This window comes from Cellulosilyticum sp. WCF-2, from assembly GCF_003990395.1.
GTDB lineage: Bacteria > Bacillota > Clostridia > Lachnospirales > Cellulosilyticaceae > Cellulosilyticum > Cellulosilyticum lentocellum.
Map to the genome: position 1 here is coordinate 509,866 of NZ_CP034675.1, position 15,252 is coordinate 525,117.

At 32.7% G+C, this 15,252-nt stretch carries 16 protein-coding genes and 1 pseudogene; 1 reads left to right on the forward strand and 16 read right to left on the reverse strand.

The window, feature by feature from the left end:
* Positions 1-41: 41 nt before the first annotated feature.
* The 4 genes from EKH84_RS02205 to EKH84_RS02220 all read right to left on the reverse strand — a co-directional run bounded on the left by EKH84_RS02205 (position 42) and on the right by EKH84_RS02220 (position 4,049).
* Entirely contained in the window at positions 42-1,463 is a 1,422-nt protein-coding gene (locus EKH84_RS02205; protein ID WP_190283459.1) for a CCA tRNA nucleotidyltransferase, read from the reverse strand.
* Positions 1,464-1,619: 156 nt separating this feature from the next.
* Positions 1,620-2,309 carry an amino acid ABC transporter ATP-binding protein gene (locus EKH84_RS02210; protein WP_127064975.1) on the reverse strand — a complete coding sequence of 230 codons (690 nt, stop codon included), beginning with the start codon at positions 2,307-2,309 and terminating at the stop codon, positions 1,620-1,622.
* 14 nt (positions 2,310-2,323) lie between these two features.
* The gene (locus tag EKH84_RS02215; RefSeq protein WP_013659086.1) at positions 2,324-2,998 is read right to left on the reverse strand and encodes an amino acid ABC transporter permease; all 675 of its coding nucleotides are present in this window, start codon (positions 2,996-2,998) and stop codon (positions 2,324-2,326) included.
* Between the two features lie 262 nt (positions 2,999-3,260).
* Positions 3,261-4,049 (reverse strand): amino acid ABC transporter substrate-binding protein, encoded by a 789-nt coding sequence (locus EKH84_RS02220; RefSeq protein WP_127064976.1) that lies wholly within the window; start codon positions 4,047-4,049, stop codon positions 3,261-3,263.
* A gap of 236 nt (positions 4,050-4,285) precedes the next feature.
* Between EKH84_RS02220 and EKH84_RS02225 the strand changes: the two genes are divergently transcribed.
* Positions 4,286-4,759, forward strand: coding sequence for a hypothetical protein (locus EKH84_RS02225; protein ID WP_127064977.1), 474 nt, complete (start codon positions 4,286-4,288; stop codon positions 4,757-4,759).
* Between the two features lie 101 nt (positions 4,760-4,860).
* On the opposite strand, the gene EKH84_RS02230 is transcribed toward EKH84_RS02225, so the two are convergent.
* The 12 genes and pseudogenes from EKH84_RS02230 to EKH84_RS02285 form a co-directional block, all read right to left on the reverse strand.
* Complete coding sequence (locus EKH84_RS02230) at positions 4,861-5,424, reverse strand: hemerythrin domain-containing protein (RefSeq protein WP_127064978.1); 564 nt, start codon at positions 5,422-5,424, stop codon at positions 4,861-4,863.
* The gene (locus EKH84_RS02235; protein WP_127064979.1) at positions 5,417-6,040 is read right to left on the reverse strand and encodes a hypothetical protein; all 624 of its coding nucleotides are present in this window, start codon (positions 6,038-6,040) and stop codon (positions 5,417-5,419) included. Before EKH84_RS02235 ends, EKH84_RS02230 begins: the two co-directional genes overlap by 8 nt.
* 240 nt (positions 6,041-6,280) lie before the next feature.
* Entirely contained in the window at positions 6,281-6,745 is a 465-nt protein-coding gene (locus tag EKH84_RS02240) for a ribonuclease H family protein (RefSeq protein WP_127064980.1), read from the reverse strand.
* A gap of 91 nt (positions 6,746-6,836) precedes the next feature.
* Complete coding sequence (locus EKH84_RS02245) at positions 6,837-7,727, reverse strand: PIN domain-containing protein (protein ID WP_127064981.1); 891 nt, start codon at positions 7,725-7,727, stop codon at positions 6,837-6,839.
* A gap of 31 nt (positions 7,728-7,758) precedes the next feature.
* Positions 7,759-8,184, reverse strand: a complete 426-nt coding sequence (locus EKH84_RS02250) for a GNAT family N-acetyltransferase (protein WP_127064982.1) — start codon at positions 8,182-8,184, stop codon at positions 7,759-7,761.
* Positions 8,185-8,369: 185 nt separating this feature from the next.
* The gene (locus EKH84_RS02255; protein ID WP_127064983.1) at positions 8,370-9,647 is read right to left on the reverse strand and encodes an O-acetylhomoserine aminocarboxypropyltransferase/cysteine synthase family protein; all 1,278 of its coding nucleotides are present in this window, start codon (positions 9,645-9,647) and stop codon (positions 8,370-8,372) included.
* 436 nt (positions 9,648-10,083) lie between these two features.
* A complete protein-coding gene (locus EKH84_RS02260; protein ID WP_127064984.1) occupies positions 10,084-10,602 on the reverse strand; it encodes a GNAT family N-acetyltransferase in 519 nt (172 codons plus the stop codon).
* A gap of 104 nt (positions 10,603-10,706) precedes the next feature.
* Positions 10,707-11,254, reverse strand: a pseudogene (locus tag EKH84_RS02265) (CatA-like O-acetyltransferase).
* Between the two features lie 179 nt (positions 11,255-11,433).
* Positions 11,434-11,979 carry a GDYXXLXY domain-containing protein gene (locus tag EKH84_RS02270; RefSeq protein ID WP_127064985.1) on the reverse strand — a complete coding sequence of 182 codons (546 nt, stop codon included), beginning with the start codon at positions 11,977-11,979 and terminating at the stop codon, positions 11,434-11,436.
* On the reverse strand, positions 11,976-13,169 hold the full coding sequence (locus EKH84_RS02275; protein ID WP_190283460.1) for a DUF2157 domain-containing protein: 1,194 nt from the start codon (positions 13,167-13,169) through the stop codon (positions 11,976-11,978). The genes EKH84_RS02270 and EKH84_RS02275 overlap by 4 nt, the downstream gene beginning before the upstream one ends.
* Before the next feature lie 365 nt (positions 13,170-13,534).
* Complete coding sequence (locus EKH84_RS02280; protein ID WP_127064987.1) at positions 13,535-14,728, reverse strand: class I SAM-dependent rRNA methyltransferase; 1,194 nt, start codon at positions 14,726-14,728, stop codon at positions 13,535-13,537.
* A gap of 270 nt (positions 14,729-14,998) precedes the next feature.
* The gene (locus EKH84_RS02285) at positions 14,999-15,211 is read right to left on the reverse strand and encodes a hypothetical protein (protein ID WP_127064988.1); all 213 of its coding nucleotides are present in this window, start codon (positions 15,209-15,211) and stop codon (positions 14,999-15,001) included.
* Between the last annotated feature and the right edge of the window lie 41 nt (positions 15,212-15,252).

The window sequence follows — 15,252 nt, forward strand, 5'->3', positions numbered from 1 at the left end:
GCGAAGAATGTATTTACATTCTTCGCCTTTTTGGTTTTAACTTAAACTTGTTTTCCTTTTACTTTGTAATGCTCCATGCAATACGTTAGTAAAAGAGCCTTTTGATTAAAATTAGGTTCATGAATAACTTTCTGAAGTGCTGCTTCTAATAAATCTCCTATGATTTTGCCTTTTGGAATTCCTATTTCTATCAAATCTGAACCTGTAATAGCCAACATTCCTTTATGATAGGGTTCATGATTTGCTATAACTTCATTTTTATAATTCCTTTGCTTCTCTATAGCATCTAGTTTAGGCTGTAATTTTTCTAGATTTTGTGCCATAGCATCTGCATACTGCACTTTAAGAAGTTCATCAAATAGTTCTTCTCCTATAACCATCATCACTTTCTTTACATAAACCTTTGAAATGTGATGTTCTATATGATAATCATGGTAACGAATTAGCTCGCATACTGCTTTAATGGTATGATTATCCATTCTTAAATCCTTAAGTATCTCTGATGCAATTTGTTCTGAGCGCTTAGGATGGTTGTAAAAATGATCTATGCCATGCTTATCAGTTGTTCTCGTATAAACCTTTCCTATATCATGTAAAAGCATTGTTAATCTTACAATTACTGTAGGCTCTGAATTTTCCATTGCTACTAAGGTATGCTTTGCTACATTATAGGTATGATGCGGATGATTTTGAGGTACTTCATAAGCTTTAATAAAATCTGGAAAAATATATTCTAGTAGTTTTAATTGATATAACAGATCAATATGTCCTGGCCTCGATGAAACACAAATTTTAAGGAATTCATCTCTAATTCTCTCTTTACTAATATGAGTTAATAACGCTCTGCAAGCTTCTATACCCTTTAGCGTTTCTGTCTCTATCTGAAACCCTAACTGAGCTGAAAATCTAACAGCTCTTAGTATTCTAAGGGCATCTTCTGTAAAACGTTCCTTTGCGCATCTAACAGATCGAATACACTGTCTTTTAATATCCCTTTGTCCTTCATAAGGATCTACGAACCCTCTATCTGGATGATAGGCAATAGCATTCATGGTAAAGTCACGCCTAGATAAATCTAATGTAATATCATCTACAAAACTCACCTTATCCGGTCTTCTAAAATCTTTGTATTCTCCCTCTATTCTATAAGTCGTTACTTCAAAATGCTCTGTATTTAAAATAACCGTTACTGTTCCATGTTCAATACCTGTATCATAAGTACGCTTAAATATTCTTTTAATCTCTTCTGGCTTAGCCGAAGTAGTAATATCCCAGTCATGAGGTTGCCTATTCATCAATAAATCCCTAACGCACCCACCAACAATGTAGGCTTCATAGCCAGCAGCTTCTATCATTTGTATAATTTGTATTGCTTCTTTTGGGATTTTATCATTATAATCCTTGTACATCTTCTTCCTCTTTCTATCCTCTTTAGTAGAAGTATTGACATTTAATATGTTCATTATATCATATCCTATTTCCATATAAATAAGTAATAATGAAGAATTGTTAATTAGAATATCTCCCATTCCTCATTTTTCATTATCCCTCCAAATAAGTATCTAAACTTCTATTAAAGAAAAAAGAGAAGGATAACTGCTTTCCTTCTCACCTTATCTTTACGCTTCTTTACTATAAATATGTTTTTCTAATACTCGTCCGTCTTCCATAGAAACAATACGGTCTGCTACCATTTTAGCGAACTCCATATCGTGTGTAATAATAAGCATAGACATTCCTTCCGTACTAAGGCTCCTAATAACTTTAGCCACTTCACCTGTTAAAGTAGGGTCTAGTGCAGAGGTTGGTTCGTCAAAACACATCAATTTAGGTTTTAAAGCTAATGCACGACCTATAGCTACCCTTTGTTTTTGCCCTCCGGAGAGTTCAAAAGGATAACTATTCGCCTTATCTGCCAATTCTAAAAAACTTAAAATATCCATAGCTTGCTTTGTAGCTTCTTCTTTACGCTGCCCTAATACACGAGTAGGCGCTTCTATTAAATTATCAAGTACAGATTTATGAGGAAAAAGATTAAAGCTTTGAAATACAAGCCCAATATTTCTTCTAATAGACCTAATTTCTTCTTTAGATGCATAAGCACCATCCTTTAATAGATACTCTCCTGCAATCTCTATACTACCAGCCGAACATCTCTCTAGGTAATTAATGCTTCTTAATAAAGTAGTCTTTCCTCCTCCAGAGGCCCCTACTACTACTACAATTTCTCCTGATTTCACTTCTAATGAAGCGCCTTTCAAAACCTCTACTTTTCCAAAACTTTTATAGAGCCCAGTTACTTTAAGCATATGATTTGCCTCCTTTATTTATAATAGTCATATTTCTTCTCAACTGCTGCTAATACCTTAGATAGAACTAAGATAAGTAGGAGGTAAATTACGGCTACAAGCACTAGAGGCAGAAGACTTGCATCTCTATTAGTAGCTGTCTTACCTATTTTAAGCAAATCATCAAAACCTACAGCATAAACTAGGGCCGTATCCTTTACTAGTGTGATAACTTCATTTGCAATAGGAGGCAATACCCGTTTGAAAGCTTGTGGCAAAATAATTCTAAAGAAAGTATCTTGCTTTGATAACCCTAACACTTCTGCTCCTTCATACTGTCCTTGGTCAATAGAACTAATACCTGCCCTAAAAATCTCAGCAAAATAAGCTGCATAATTTAAAGAAAATGCCAAAAGTGCCGCTGGCATACGAGGAATAGCAATATTTAATATTGGGAAGCCAAAAAATATAAATATAATTTGTAATAGAAGAGGTGTTCCTCTCATAAGGAGTATGTAAAATTCCATTATCTTGCGTAATACCTTAAAACGAGATAAACGACATACAGCCACCAATATCCCCAAAGGAATCGCAAAAATTAATGTTAAAGCAAATACCTGTAAAGTTACCCCTAAGCCCTCCATCATCTGAGGCAGCATCATCTTTGTATACTCTGCTATATTCACTAATTGGTCTAAAAATCCATCCATTGATTGTCCTCCCATTTCTCTCCTATGAATATTATTGTTAGTCTTATAATATAGTTTCTATATAAAAGCTTATTAACACCTATCTCATTTATAATATATAATTTTAAAACAATAGGCAATTTATTTTATTATAAAACAAATTAAATCATTATTTTTGACTTTTAATAACTTAAGTTGATTTATAATTTATAGCTTACCTATTAAATTACATCTCAATTTAATAGGTAAGCTATGGTTAAAGTTTTATAAACCTCTTTACTATTTATTGTGTAATATCTTCTCCGAACCATGTATTTGAAATCTCAGCTAGTTTACCTTCTTGTTTAAGTTCAGCATAAGCTTTATTGAAAGCCTCTACTAAAGCTGTATCCTCTTTTCTCATACCTACACCATATTCTTCTTCCCCAAAATCTTCATCTAAGATTTTGTATTTCTCTGCACCTTTTTTGCTAATATAATACTTAACAATAATCTCATCAGCCACAACAGCATCTAAACGTCCTGCTTCAAGGTCCATTAAAACATCATTATTTGTTTCATATGTAACAGGTTTACCATCTTTAAAGGTAGCTAATACTTCTGGTTCTGTTTCGATAGCATCTACTGCTGTAGACCCCGTTTGAGCACCTACTACTTTATCTTTTAGGTCTGCTTTAGTATTGATTGGTGAATCTGCTAAAGTGATAATGATTTGTCTATTTTTCAAATAAGGTGTACCAAATGCTACCTGTTCTTTTCTTTCATCAGTAATACTATAGCCATTCCAGATAAAATCAATGTTTTTAGCATTAAGTTCTGCTTCTTTCATACTCCAATCTATAGACTGAAACTTCATTTCCTTGCCCATTTTTTCCCCAACTGCTTTGGCAAGGTCAATATCAAATCCTACGATTTCCCCATTTTCATCTTTAAATCCCATAGGTGCGAAAGTATCATCTAGACCTACAACTAATACTTCTTTTTTACTTTGACCACATCCTACTAAACTAAATGCTAGTAAACCTACTATAGAAAATATGCCTACTTGTTTTAATAAGCTTCTTAACCTCATAATATATCTCTCCCTTGAACATTATTTTTAACTAACTACTTAGATATTTTAGCGTGCTAAAGTGATAAAGTCAACCTCATTTACGTAAATCATATAAATTTTTCTCATAATTCATTAAATCCTATATTAAGATTCTTTCATAGTTTTCTCATGAAATCTTAATCCTCTATTTAATGCACTCTCATCCATGCTTCTTATACTAATATCATAAAGAACGACTTAAGGAGTTATAAAAAATGGCAATTACTTTTAGCAAAGATGAATCCAAAAATGAAAATGAATTAAAAAATGAAAAGGGGAGATCCAATATGTCAATTTCACTAGACCAAATCGATTTAATTATGAAAAGAACTAATGCCACTTATACTGAAGCTAAAGATGCTTTAGAAAGAAGTAATGGTGACATCGTAGAAGCCCTAGCACTTCTTGAAAAGGAAGGTAAAGCAACACGCCGTACAAATATTAATACAACTCAGGAACAAATTAACACTTATGTAGACACACTTAAAACCACTCATTTCGTATTAAGCAAAGATGATCATGATTACATTCACGCACCACTCATAGCTGTATTAGTTGCTACTGTTCTTTGCTTCCACGTTTCAGTTATCGCCCTAGTTATTGCATTAATCTGTGGCTTTAAAATTAAATTAACAGATAAAATCACTCATAAAGTTCGCTTTTCTAATGATGATTTTATGAAATCATAATTTAAGATTCATAAAATCCTTAATTCCCTCTTAAAACAAAAAAACACCCATGAAAGATACCTATCAACTATCTTTCATGGGTGTTTTTCTTTATACTTATCCTATTTTACCACAGTATATTTATTCTCTAATGCTTCTAATAAATCTATATATTTGTCTTGAATACCTTGCTTTTTAGCTTCCTCTTCAAAGATTGTGCTTTGCTCATCTACCATTTCAAGCACTTCTTTAGATAATTGGCGTGCACCAAAACTATAAACTACTTCGTCTTCCTTGGAAATATGTCTTTCTAAAAGATGCGTATAACTAATGGCATTAGCTATAACATCTAATTTACTTTCCTCATTACCTACCTTTACTTTTTCTAATGCTTCAACTAAATCTTTAATATAAAGTCTTCCTAAATCATGTTCAACTAACATACCATTTCGAATTAATTTTGAACCCAGTTCCCCTAAATGATTTATCATTTCTTTAAATAGGAACTTTTCTTCTTTTCCATGATGATGAGCATCTGCATAATTTCTAATAAAATCTATGATTTGGTAAAAATCCTCAAAACAAATGGCCTCACCTTGTAATATGCCTAAACAAGCCTTACGTACTACTTTTAACATACGTGAAATATAACGATGTTCTTCCATCATAAGTTCTATACTATTCATACCTGTCCTCCTTTTCTAACTTATAGGTTACTTCATTTATCTTCTCCAGTTTCGCTTTTTGTTCCTCTAATAATCCCTTTATCCAAGCATTTCTAAGGTCATAATAATCGTCTATATTCCCCTCTACTGCTTTCCAGTATGATTCATGTACACAACTATTTCGTCTAAAGGTAATACGCTCTTCACCTTGTTCTATTACTAGATAGGCATGATCACAAGGCATGCCATCTAACCAACTATCTGTAATGACTTTATAAAGTTCATTTGCCTTTAAACTTGTTTCTATAGCTCTAGCCTTATCCCTACCTTTGCTTTCAAAAATTACTCTTAAAAATTCTAGCGCATTTTTATCATTTTTAATGAGTTTAGTCACACAAAAAGCAAGCCTGTATTCAGCATTTGAAACCTGTTGTTGTAACCAACCATGAATATTAGTCCCATCAATTACTTGCTCTAGTGGCCTTCTTTCTGCTTTTCCATAGCATTCATCAGCTTCTTCGGCTAAATTAAATCCCCATTTTTGCTCTGCTAATAGCATTATTTCTTCTACTAAGTCTTGTTGCATTTGTATTTTATTATATAACCAATAATGAATCGGTCCTAAAAAAGCACTCATCATTACCTCCTATTATTCTGTCTTGTATTAAGCTTATTATAACCAAACCGATTTTTATTTTATGTAGCTATAGCTACATTTTTTGTGATATCCTATCTAGAACTCTTTTTTTGAAGAAAGTAATAACGAAAGTAATATATCAATTAAGTTTTAATGTCGAATCTAAAGTATATGGCTTTTAAAACGTGAAAACACGTCTTCAAAATGCTTGTTAAAGCCAAATTGAAAACGTGTTTTTTGTTATCTTCCTTCTGCAATTAGTTCATCCATAGCTAGGTTAACCAAGGCATCTACTCTTATATTCCCCTGTACATCTGCATGACCTTTAACCTTAATAAATTTAATAGATGTGCACTCTCTAACTAGCTTGTCCATTTCAATCCAAAGTTCCTTATTCTCCACAGGTTCCTTCTTTGAGTTAATCCAACCTTTTTTCTTCCAGTTATGAATCCATGAAGTAATACCAGTAATACAATAGGCAGAATCACTATGTAACTTGATAGGAATGGTCTTATTTTTAATTGCTTTTAAAGCCTCAATAATAGCAGTCATCTCCATCTGGTTATTAGTTGCGCCATACATTGCGCCTTTATTTTCTTTGTAATGTTCTCCATAACTTAAAGTATATGCCCAAGCTGAAACACAGTCTTCTTTTCCATTACCTCTTGCTCCACCATCTGTATATACCATTATTTCGTTTGCCATTTTACTCTCCTTACTTTCATTACCGTTACTATTTCAAACTAACGCCTATTTACTACTTAGTATAACCATTCATTACTTATTCTAGGCTTCTTTATTTTTTAATAAGTCTCTTGATTTTGTGATAAATCACTGTTCCTCTATCTTGACCTAGTACTTTTACTATCTTACGATGGAGTTCTTGTTTATTTTTTGCTTGCTTAAAGTACTGAACAATTCGTTTTACTTGATCTTCTTGTAATTCCTTATCTATCAATTGTCTAAGTTGCTTCTCAACTTCTATATTGGGCTGATTTCCCTTGACTACCTTCTCATTATAAGAAAATGCGTTTTCTTTAACGACGATAGAATTTTTAGACTCACTTGTTTTTTGAACATTTTGCGCTTCTGAGACTACTGGTTTTTTCCTATTAATATGATATGTACTCTTCATACCATTTCTCTTATTTTGGTTATTAAACTTTTTATTAAATGCTACCTCTGCTTCCTTAGTTTCTCTATTAGTTGGTTCTAGAACAAGTTTACTTTCTTGCACACTAATAGCTTCTACTATTTTATTTTCCTTTTCTTCCTGCTCCTCGTGGATAGCTTCTATTTTATTAACTGATTTAGCAGCTTTTATAGCACCTATATGTTCAATGCTAATTTGCTGTTTTGTTTCTCCTAAAGTTTGTTTCCAAAAATCACTTAAATACTCATATCCCTTATCTTTGCTTACAATATAATAATTGGTATCTTCCTTTTGTCCGATTAAATAGCCTAAATAAGTAGAAAGCTGATAATCTAAGGCATTCTTTCCTCCCACTAATACTTCTTTATATTCAAAGCTTGCTAAGCTTTTACTCATCTCCACATGTATTGGCATCGAAATTTTATTAGCTTTTGTGCTATAAAAAAGAATGACTTTGTCTTCCTCGCTTAATTTACTTACTCCACTTAACCCTTCTGATGTTACATTCTCGAAATCTACTAAATAAATACTCATGTTTAGTCTCCTTATTTTCTCTTTCCTTTTCTTATTTCTTATTAAAATACAAGCACATCCCTGCGCCTGCTTCGTTATTTGGCCTTACTCGTAATCCACATTTCTCATAAAACTTTTCTTTCCCTTTGGCAGCCATTAAACTCACCATAACCATTAACTCATCCTTGCCTAAATGAGTTTCTATAAAAGTAAGTGCATCTTCTACCAACATTTTGCCTATACCTTGTCCTTGATAATCAGGGTTAACTATAACATCTGCAATGAGGGCAATATAGCCACCATCACTAATAACTCTAGTAAGACCTATAGTCCGTTCATCCTTTATAGCTGCTACTAAGTAGTATGTATTTTCAATCCCTCTTTGTGCTTGTTCATTCTCTAACGTCTCCCAACCTACCCCACTTCTTAGGTCATTATAGTCTTCTACGGATATAGTATGTACTAATTTAATGTTCATATAAACACTCCTTCACAATTAAGACTACTCTACCTTATATCATATCATACTAGTACAAGATTTACATACTATATTAGTATCAGCCCCACATTTTATATCATTAAAAGGACATAATAAAAGCTCAATATATCTAGCCATTTTCAGCTAAGTATATTGAGCTTTTAAAGATTCAAATCTTCCCCGTATTAGATTTGATTAAAGGCTTGCTCTAAGTCAGCAATTAAGTCTTCTACATCCTCTATTCCAATTGATAAACGTACTAAATCTCTAGTAGCACCAGCTGCTTTTAATTCTTCATCATTTAGTTGACTATGAGTTGTACTTGCAGGGTGAATAACAAGTGATTTAGCATCTGCCACATTAGCTAATAGTGAGAAGATTTCTAGACTTTCAGTGAACTTTCTAGCTGCATCTTCTCCTGCTTTTACACCAAAGGTAAAGATAGCCCCTGCTCCTTTAGGGAAATATTTTTGTGCTAAATCGTAATACTTATTTCCTTTTAATGATGGATAGTTAACCCAAGCTACTTTTGGATGGTTAGATAAGTATTCTGCAATCTTCTTAGCATTTTCAACATGTCTTTCTACTCTTAAAGAAAGTGTTTCAAGTCCTTGAATAAATAAGAAAGAGTTAAATGGACTAAGTGCAGCACCTGTATCACGAAGTAAGTTAACTCTAGCTCTTAGTATGAATGCAAGTTCTCCAAAAGCTTCTGCTGGGACGATGTTGTTGTAGCTAGGATCTGGAGATGTAAAATCTTTAAATCTACCACTTCCTGCCCAGTCAAAGTTACCTGCATCTACAATAACACCACCTATACTAGTACCGTGTCCACCTATATATTTAGTAGCTGAGTGTACAACGATGTCTGCTCCAAACTCAATAGGTCTAAAGAGATAAGGTGTTCCAAAAGTATTATCTACGATTAGTGGTAATTTATATTGATGAGCAAGGTTGGCTACTGCTTCAACATCAATAATATTAGTCCCTGGATTACCAATACTTTCAATATAAATAGCTTTTGTATTTTCATTTATTTTTTCTTCAAAAGCTGCAAGACTATCTGGGTCTACAAAATGAGTTTTGATACCATATTTAGTAAGTGTATGAGCAAATAGGTTATGAGTTCCACCATATAAAGTACTAGCTGAAACAATCTCATCACCACTACCTGCGATATTTAAAATAGCATAAGTAATAGCTGCTGAACCTGATGCCACTGCTAAAGCTGCCTTTCCACCTTCAAGTAGTGCTATGCGCTTTTCAAATACATCTGTTGTTGGATTCATTAATCTTGTATAAATATTTCCTGATTGTCTTAATGCAAATAAGTCTGCACCATGCTCTGCGTTGTCGAATACATAAGAAGTTGTTTGATAAATAGGTACTGCTCTTGATTTTGTTACTGGATCTACTTCTTGACCACCGTGTACTTGTAATGTATTGAATTTGTAATTTGCCATATGAAAGGCCCCCTTTAATGAATTGTTTTAAATCGCCCCAATATTTATTATTTTTCTCGATTTATTGAATTCATTGTAAACATATAAGATTACTAAGTCAATGAATTTGAGGGATGTTATATATGCTCTTTTCCTATAGCTAGCTATTGCTACTCTTGTGTTCATGAAAATAAGGATGTTATTCTTGCATGAATGGTGTAAATGGGATGCTGGGAGAAAATGAGCGGGTAGGGGCATCTTCCGTTGTTCCGGTCCGCATTTTTTGAAGCACTAAGTTCACTTATTTAGATAAACGGCAGAACTCACTGCGTTCAAACAGCTGCCTAAAACCCATCTAAAACATTCACTAAGTTCTTCTGAAAAATGTTCCCAAGTCACAACTCCAGACGCCCCTACCCACTCATTTTCATCAACTTTAATTCGAATATAAACTATCTTATTTAATAATCTTCTCAAAAGTAATACTATCTTGCCACTCACCATTTATGCAGATATACTGGCTTAAGCGTCCTGTAAATTGGAAGCCATTCTTTACTAAAACCACCTGTGAACCTATGTTATCTGCTGAAGTACCTGCTTCTATTCTGTGAAGCTTATGCTCAGCTGCTGCTCTTTCTAAGATTAGAGATACTGCCTTCGTTGCATAACCTTTACCTTGATAAGCTACTCCCATCCTATAACCCAGTTCTGCCTTATTCATATTGCCTCTTATAATTTCTGTTAGATTAACCCTTCCAACAATATTTTCATAGGCATCTTTGATGAGATACATATAAACTAAATCCTTGTTTTGCTCTTCAACTAATTCTTTAATGATTTCCTTAAAGTTATGTACGTCATAGTAACTTTCACTTCTTCCAAAGCCTACACTTTCAAAAAATGCTTTATTTCCCCTTTCAAAATCATAAAGTGCTTGTACATCTGACTCTTCTAGTAATTTAATAGTTATCTCCATTTAGTCTTCCTCCCCATTTCAATAGTTCTAGTTGATTATCTTGTAAAACATCCAGTGAATTGAATGCGTCTTATCTTCTAATTTTAATACTCATTTAGATATTGTTATAACCTTTGGGCTAATTTCCCCATATGAATACCATCTATAAAAGAGTGATGGACCTGAATAGAAAATGGCATAAACATCTTTCCTTCACGCCAAAACATTTTTCCCAATTAAATATAGGTGTTGCATGATCTTTTTTCCCTGAATCAGCATGTGAGATATGAGTATAACTAATCCATGGTATTGATGAAAATTGATAAATATCATTTCCCATTGGACCAGTAAAATACTCTTTCTGATTATTTGCCACCTCATAAGTATAGGTCACAAAGTCGTGGATATTATCTCGCATCTCCACCACTACATTTTTCATAAGTTCCGTTTCTTTATTAAGATATGTAAATGAAAGATTGAGTGTATTATATTTGACTACTTCCCCATCCTTAAAACGATAACGAAACGCTTCTATTTCATTGGCACAGGTAACTATGGCAAAAATCGTAGCTAAAGTAAATGAGAGCTTGTGTTCTTTTATCTTAGTATAAAAATTAGTCACCTCTAGCTCAAAACTTATATCATAGCGTAGCTGTAAATAGTCTTTAAAAATACTGTAATGTTGCTTCCTTTCCTATGTTTTAATATTGATTACTTCATAGTCTTTCAGTTTACTCTCACTCCCATCAACTTCTCCATTAATATAAATCCTTATGATATGCAATTGCCTTTTAAGCTTATATATAATAAAGACTATGTTCATAATATTACCTTTTTGATTTTAGCCTTATACTAATAGATGATATTATCAACAATCAATTGCTCTACTATGTACTTTCCCTTTTTAACACGTACCTTTAAATATACATCCTCTGTATTCCTTATTTTTTCTTCTAATTCTGGTGCTTTTTTTTCATTCACATAGTATTCTTCTCTATTTGGATAAACTTTAATTTTATTTGTATTATCATCATATAGCATCATCCAATCTTCAAATACTATATAGTCCTTATCTATAGGTGTATGCAAGGTAATATATGCCATTTTATCAGCATTCCCTGTTCCTTTTTCTAAGACAACATAAACTTTCTTTATTTCTTCTATTTGCTCATCTTGTGGCATAATCTCTCCTTTTTTTAAGGGAAGTACATTATCTTCAAGCGTTAAACTAATATATCTCCCCCTTAAAAAATCATAAGGATCATAACCTGTTGCCTTTAAAATATATGGTGTACCACTTTTTAAAAACCATTGTACCCAAAGTAGCATTGCTAAAAGTATAAGTAATTGAACAGCAAAGGTGATAACAATCATACTCCCTTTTATCTTTTTATTCATCTTGTTTCCTCCAAACCTTTTACAATCTTTATGTTAGCCACTAAAAATGCTATACCTATAAGTAAAAAGCTTACTCCTTTAATAATCAAAGGAAAATTTGATGTAGATAATTTAATAATTATAAAGATACAAAGAAGTATACTTCCCCGTCTCATGCCTCCTAAATCCTTTTCTTTACTTCCCATTACAATAAGTCTTACTACCATACTTAAAATATACATATCAAATAATATGGCAAATCCTATATTAAATTCAGATAATGCTCCTCCCCCAATTAATAAAGGCTGAATTAAAAATAGGATACTCTCCTTATTTGCCTCCATATCTTTACTTCTATACGCAAAGTATCCTAATGCTAGAAGTATCAATAGAATAGCAACTCCCTCAATGTATGTTGTAAATGTTGGTATATCCTGAACTATAATCAAGGTAAAACTAGCAAAGTAAAAGCAGAATAAACCTACCTTTCTAAAAATAGGATTCCAATTAATTCTAGTAAATATAATAAATAAAAGTAAATATATCACCGGATGATTTGCCTCAAATAGCTTTAAAGTAAGGTATGTAAACTGTATAATCCATATGAGTATAGCCAAAGATAAAGTATGTGGCACATGCTCTTTATCCTTGAGACATTTTATATAAAAAGGCACTATTAGAGCAACTAATAAGCTGTAATAAAGTTGATCTATGTAGGTACTATAATACAATACACCAACTACGCACAAAAGGGCTAAATAATATGCATTAAAGAGATATATTACAGGTAACATCATCACAAAAGTAATAAGCAAAATAACATCTAACCCCACAGAAATTTGATAAACCTGATAAATAAGTCCTACCGCAAATAAAAAAGCAATCCCCACCCCCAAGCATAAACTTTGTATCCAAATCTTAGACCCTTTTGTTTTCCATTTCCAGTATAGTAGGGCCTGGGCTATTAAAAGAGGTATAAATGCAATAATTGTTTTTCCTCCCTTTGGTATAAGACTCCAATTGAATGCAAAAATAGATATAATTCCAAGTCCTACAAATAGTATTCCAAATAGTGCAAAGGTCAGCATTAGGGCATTGTTTTTATTACCCTCAGTTAAATACTCTGACTCAATTCTCTCCAACTGCTCATTTTCAATATATCCTTTTTGTGCTAATTCTCTTAGTTTTGCCCTTAATTCCCTGTCTTTCACGTTACCCCTCCTCATATAATAATGTGATGTATAAGATATTATTACTTCTTACTTTTTAATTCATTTTTTCTGATTCCTATATTTCCTCTACCGCAATATGATATGACTTATAATTTTCACCCTTAATATAAATAGGGACACCTTTCTTTAAGCTCTACATGTGAGATGTTATACCGTTCCTACTCCTATTCCAACTATAGTAAAAAACAGCCCTAACCACAAATTCCCCTTTCGTTCATAGTACTTCATATTATTTTCCCTCTATTTCATGACTATCTTTTATAGTACATTAATCTTATTAGGTCTATAGTATTAAAGTCTTTGTTCACGTTTAGGTTATGTGTTTGTTAAGGCTGTTTTCTTAATTAATGTTTCTTAATAAATACTACCTTTAAATAATTTCCCTCTTTAAATGCATCTATCGTCTTAAAGTCTTTTGGCAAGGAATACTCTTCTAAAATGGTATATCTATCTCCCATTTGACTAAAGGCACTGTCTATGAAACTTTTAAAGCGTTGCATATTGAAAGAGCTACAGTTAGTTGAGGCTACAATCACACCCTCTTTTTCAGTAATGGCAATGGCTTCTTTTAATAAATTGGTGTAATCCTTAGAAGCACTAAAAGTAAACTTCTTAGAACGAGCAAAGCTTGGTGGGTCTAGAACAACCATATCAAACTTAAGTTCTTTTTTTACTGCATATTTAAAATACTTAAATACATCTTCTACAATAATGATTTGAGTTTCTGGGTCTATATCATTCACACTAAACTGTTCTCTCGTCTTACTTAAGCTACGATTAGCTAAGTCTACACTTGTGGTCTGACTTGCTCCTCCTGCTGCTGCAAATACTGAAAATCCCCCTGTATAAGAGAAAGTATTAAGTACGGTTTTACCTTTAGCATAATGATCTCTAATACGTTTTCTAACCTCTCTTTGATCTAAGAAAATACCTACCATAGCACCATCATCTAAATAAATAGCAAACTGCTGTCCACTCTCCTTAACAATTAAAGGCCAATCAGGTACTTCTCCCACGACATAATCTTGATCTTCTATATATTTACCGTCCGTGTCAAAGCGTTTCTTTTGATAAATGCCTTTTACCTGAATGCTTTTCAAAAGGGCACTGATGACTTCCTCCTTAAAACTATAAATACCTTCACTATACCAAGTCACTAAATAGTACCCTGCAAAATAGTCGATGGTTAATCCTCCTATGCCATCTCCTTCTCCGTTAAACATACGGAAGGCGTTAGTTTCAGTACTTTCATATAAATCCTTACGATAAGTAATAGCTGCTTTAAACTTGCTTATAAAAAAGGCTTCATCTATTGTTTCATCTTCTTTATAGGTTAATACCCAACCATACCCTTTGTTTTGTTTGCCATAGTAGCCTTTAGCAATAAACTTATTTTTATCATCTACTAAATGAATAATGACATTTTCCTTTTTTAGTACTTCTGGATTTGCTATAGCATCCTTAGCAATAAGCGGATAGCCTTGTCTTAAAGCTTTTACAAATGGTGGTTTTATTTTAATTTTGATTTCTTGTCTCATGATTTTATCCTTTGCATGAACTCTTCTCTAAGTATGTTTAATATTTTATTCTATTATAGCACATTCATAAAATGTATAATGATCTTTCATTGAATATAATCTATTCATCGATTGTTCTCTTTATTCACTATAAAACAAAAGATAGTCTTAGCTATAATAGTGAAATTCGCCCAATAAGTTAGACCTAAAAATCCAACTTATTGGAAGTCACATTATAGCAGACTACCTTTTATACAGTACCTTGTTAAAATCAGGAATAACTACATCTTATCAAAATAAGCTCTGGTTATTTTCTAAGGCGTTCATGACTTTCTCAATGCGCTCCTTCACATCATCCTCCATTCCATCACCTTTAATGTAATTAATGATTTCTTCCTTCTCCGAAATAGATAGATTAGCGAAGGTATTCATTGCATTCATATTGGTTCCTAACTGCATCATAAGTCCTAATGGTAAGTCTTCTGGCTCATTATAATCATCCATGATATATTCTCCTTTAGTTTTTCTTAGTGTTTACCATTTTA

Coding starts and splice junctions, on each gene's coding strand:
- EKH84_RS02205 (WP_190283459.1), bottom strand. CDS start 1,463: ATGAACATATTAAATGTCAATACTTCTACTAAAGAGGATAGAAAGAGG.
- EKH84_RS02210 (WP_127064975.1), bottom strand. CDS start 2,309: ATGCTTAAAGTAACTGGGCTCTATAAAAGTTTTGGAAAAGTAGAGGTT.
- EKH84_RS02215 (WP_013659086.1), bottom strand. CDS start 2,998: ATGGATGGATTTTTAGACCAATTAGTGAATATAGCAGAGTATACAAAG.
- EKH84_RS02220 (WP_127064976.1), bottom strand. CDS start 4,049: ATGAGGTTAAGAAGCTTATTAAAACAAGTAGGCATATTTTCTATAGTA.
- EKH84_RS02225 (WP_127064977.1), top strand. CDS start 4,286: ATGGCAATTACTTTTAGCAAAGATGAATCCAAAAATGAAAATGAATTA.
- EKH84_RS02230 (WP_127064978.1), bottom strand. CDS start 5,424: ATGAATAGTATAGAACTTATGATGGAAGAACATCGTTATATTTCACGT.
- EKH84_RS02235 (WP_127064979.1), bottom strand. CDS start 6,040: ATGAGTGCTTTTTTAGGACCGATTCATTATTGGTTATATAATAAAATA.
- EKH84_RS02240 (WP_127064980.1), bottom strand. CDS start 6,745: ATGGCAAACGAAATAATGGTATATACAGATGGTGGAGCAAGAGGTAAT.
- EKH84_RS02245 (WP_127064981.1), bottom strand. CDS start 7,727: ATGAGTATTTATTTAGTAGATTTCGAGAATGTAACATCAGAAGGGTTA.
- EKH84_RS02250 (WP_127064982.1), bottom strand. CDS start 8,184: ATGAACATTAAATTAGTACATACTATATCCGTAGAAGACTATAATGAC.
- EKH84_RS02255 (WP_127064983.1), bottom strand. CDS start 9,647: ATGGCAAATTACAAATTCAATACATTACAAGTACACGGTGGTCAAGAA.
- EKH84_RS02260 (WP_127064984.1), bottom strand. CDS start 10,602: ATGGAGATAACTATTAAATTACTAGAAGAGTCAGATGTACAAGCACTT.
- EKH84_RS02270 (WP_127064985.1), bottom strand. CDS start 11,979: ATGAATAAAAAGATAAAAGGGAGTATGATTGTTATCACCTTTGCTGTT.
- EKH84_RS02280 (WP_127064987.1), bottom strand. CDS start 14,728: ATGAGACAAGAAATCAAAATTAAAATAAAACCACCATTTGTAAAAGCT.
- EKH84_RS02285 (WP_127064988.1), bottom strand. CDS start 15,211: ATGGATGATTATAATGAGCCAGAAGACTTACCATTAGGACTTATGATG.